The sequence below is a fragment of the Aeromonas sp. HMWF014 genome, assembly GCF_963878295.1.
Classification (GTDB): domain Bacteria; phylum Pseudomonadota; class Gammaproteobacteria; order Enterobacterales; family Aeromonadaceae; genus Aeromonas; species Aeromonas popoffii.
In genome coordinates, this window is sequence record NZ_CAWNYS010000011.1 from 27,601 (window position 1) to 30,581 (window position 2,981).

General features: G+C 58.9%; 4 protein-coding genes. All 4 read right to left on the reverse strand.

Annotated features, from left to right (window positions below):
- The coding region (locus tag AAC083_RS22705; protein WP_308811033.1) for an AMP-binding protein at positions 1-975 on the reverse strand (975 nt) is incomplete at its 3' end.
- A 198-nt stretch (positions 976-1,173) separates the two neighbouring features.
- Complete coding sequence (locus AAC083_RS00385; protein ID WP_181364872.1) at positions 1,174-2,025, reverse strand: alpha/beta fold hydrolase; 852 nt, start codon at positions 2,023-2,025, stop codon at positions 1,174-1,176.
- An 8-nt stretch (positions 2,026-2,033) separates the two neighbouring features.
- Positions 2,034-2,549, reverse strand: a complete 516-nt coding sequence (locus AAC083_RS00390; protein ID WP_042037678.1) for a Slp family lipoprotein — start codon at positions 2,547-2,549, stop codon at positions 2,034-2,036.
- Between the two features lie 106 nt (positions 2,550-2,655).
- On the reverse strand, positions 2,656-2,981 hold a 326-nt coding region (locus AAC083_RS00395), incomplete at its 5' end, for a tRNA threonylcarbamoyladenosine biosynthesis protein TsaB (protein WP_375134787.1).

The window sequence follows — 2,981 nt, forward strand, 5'->3', positions numbered from 1 at the left end:
GCCAAAATCCATCGACTGGAATTCGCCGTTGTTGACCAGGGCATTGAACAGGGTGTTGACCCCTGTGATGCAGGTGAAGGGGTATTTTCTGATCTCTTTGACAAAGCCCGGGATGTCGCGCGGGTTGCTGATGAGCAGGTTGTATCCCCCCAGGCGCATGAACAGCAGGCAGTTCACCGTCAGGGCGAAGACGTGATAGAGCGGCAGTGCCGTGACCACGAACTCCTTGCCCCGCGCCAGCATGGGGCCGTAGACGCCGAGGCACTGCTCGACGTTGGCAATCATGTTGCGATGGGTCAGCATGGCCCCCTTGGAGAGGCCAGTGGTGCCGCCGGTGTACTGCAGGAAGGCGAGATCATCATTGGTGATCTCGGGCTTGATGTACTGCAGGTAGCGCCCCTTGGAGAGGGCCTGACGCATGGTGCTGGCGTGGGGCAGGTTGTATTTGGGTACCAGCTTCTTGACGTATTTCACCACGAAGTTGACCAGGGTGCCTTTTGCCAGCCCCAGGTTGTCGCCCATGCGGGTCAGGATGACGTGCTTGATCGGGGTGTCGTAGACCACTTTTTCCAGGGTATGGGCAAAGTTGGAGACGATGACGATGGCCTTGGCCCCCGAGTCCTTGAGCTGATGCTCCAGCTCACGCGGGGTATAGAGCGGATTGACGTTCACCACTATCATACCGGCGCGCAGTATACCGAACACGGCGATGGGGTATTGCAACAGGTTCGGCATCATCACAGCCACCCGATCCCCCTGGCTGAGCTTGAGCTCGCTTTGCAGGTAGGCGGCAAAGGCGCGGGACTGCTCTTCCAGTCGGCGGTAGGTGATGGTTTGCCCCATGTTGACGAAGGCAGGCTGATCGGCAAACTCGGTCACCGATGCCTCAAACATGTCGACCAGGGAGCTGTATTGGTCTGGGTTGATCTCGGCGGGAACCCCTTGTGGATAACGCTTCAGCCAGACTTTTTCCACGAACTTCTCCTGCATAACTAGCACCTGTGCGCTCACTGTATTGCCTCCGTCCCTGTTCACATCCAATTCAATCGGTCGTTTTAAGCTCATGCTCTAATGTCACCCATATTTACATAGGGCCACATCAATTAACAGCGAATTAACAACGGATACGTGTGAGGGGGAAAACAAACCTGGGATGATTGAAAGCCGGTGATTCTAGCGAATTTGACAAAATTTTTCGATACAAACGGCGGTATTGGCCGAGTTTTCCATATGAAAATGATGGTTTCCCGCCAAAACGACCATTTCTATTTGCTCGAATGCGCCATGACGCAACTGCCACTGCGCCAGCAGGCTGGCAAAGCCCTGCTCGCCCCGGATAAACAGCGCAGGGCAGCGGATGGCACGGATCAGCGCCTGGGCCTGCCCCTCACCCATGCGCAGTGGCGACAATTCGCGCAAACGGGGATCGCTGCGCCAATGCCAGCGCCCTGCCCGCGCCACCAGTTGTCGTTCGCAGATAAGCCGCGCCGCCTGCGGCGTGATATCCGCCACCTTGCATCGGGCGGCCACCGCTTCATCAACCGAGGCAAAACCGTTGGCACTGCGTTCACGGGTGCGACTGCGATTTAAAATCGCCCGCCGCAACTGCGCCGGCACCTCCTCATCGGGCTGGCTGAGCGGGCCCAACCCCTCCAGCATGATGAGCCGCTCCACCAGCTCGGGAAAGACGCCGGCATAGGCAGACGCAATCAATGCCCCGAGGGAGTGGCCAAGTAGATTGAAACGCGACCAGCCTGCCGCCTGAACGATCTGGTAGAGATCATCCAGCCAGTCCACAAAAACATAGGGGGTGGTTTTGTGATCGGAGTGGCCATGACCTGGCAGATCGACACAGATGAGATGAAAGTCCCCCAGATACGGGGCCAGCGGCAAGAAGCTGGCGCTGTTGTCGAGCCAGCCATGCAAGGCGATCAGCAGCGGCTTGCCCTGCTGCTCGTTGTCAAGCAAGGCCACCCGACGACCATCGGCCAGGGTGAGCATTTTTTCCTGCATGATGATTGTCATGTGCAACCTTAGCGACGCAGCGGCCGTCTCGGCCAGAAGGGATCATAGAAGGGGTCGTAGAAGTAAGGATCCATATAGCGGATCTCTACCTCCTTCACCGGCGGCCACAGCTTGCTGGAGGTGGCATCGATCACCGAGAAACGATATTTGTGCTCGCCAATCTGGCCATCTACCGGCTGGGCTATGGTGCCGAGCACCGTCAGGCTGCGCCCCTTGGCGTAAAGGGTCGGGTCGACGAAGCCCTGCATGATGGCCAGAAAGCGGCCCGGACTCTGCTCGGTCTGCTCCGGAACCCCGTTGGATTTGAGCGGCAGATAAACTACCTCGATGACGCTCTGATCCGCCTTGTTCTGTACTGCCGAGATGACGCCGCTCCAGCGGGCCGGTTTGCCCTCCATCCCGCCAAGGGCGGGCTGATAGGCCACCAGCTGGTTTGCCGGCTCATAAGCCAGCTCCTTCGGAACAGTGCTGCACCCGCCGAGCAGCAAGCCTGCCACCCCTATCACGATCGCACGTTTCATCATGTCACTCTCCTTTTTGCCGGATACCGAACCTGTTACCAGGCCCTGTCCGGCAGGGGGATGCAGGTTTATGGCAAGAGCGACAGGCATGCAACGCCGCTTCCTGCCCTTATTCGCGACCCGGCAATTTTTTCCAGGTCACCTTGTCACGCAAATAGACCGGCGTCGCCTGCTCAACAGGTACTGCCTCCCCCGCCAGCCAGGCGGCGCGAGCCAGCGGCAGCATGTCGATGGCTGCCGGGAAGCGTACCTGGCTCACCGCCAGCTCATCGGCAAGACCACTCAAGGTCTCGCCATAGGTTTCAAAACCTGTGCCGACGCAGGTCACCGGACCCGCCAGCTTGCCACGGGCGTCAACCAGTGCCGCGGGATCGCTCACCACCTCGTCGCCCACCAGTTGCATACGGCCATCGATCAGCTCATAGCGGCCAAAAT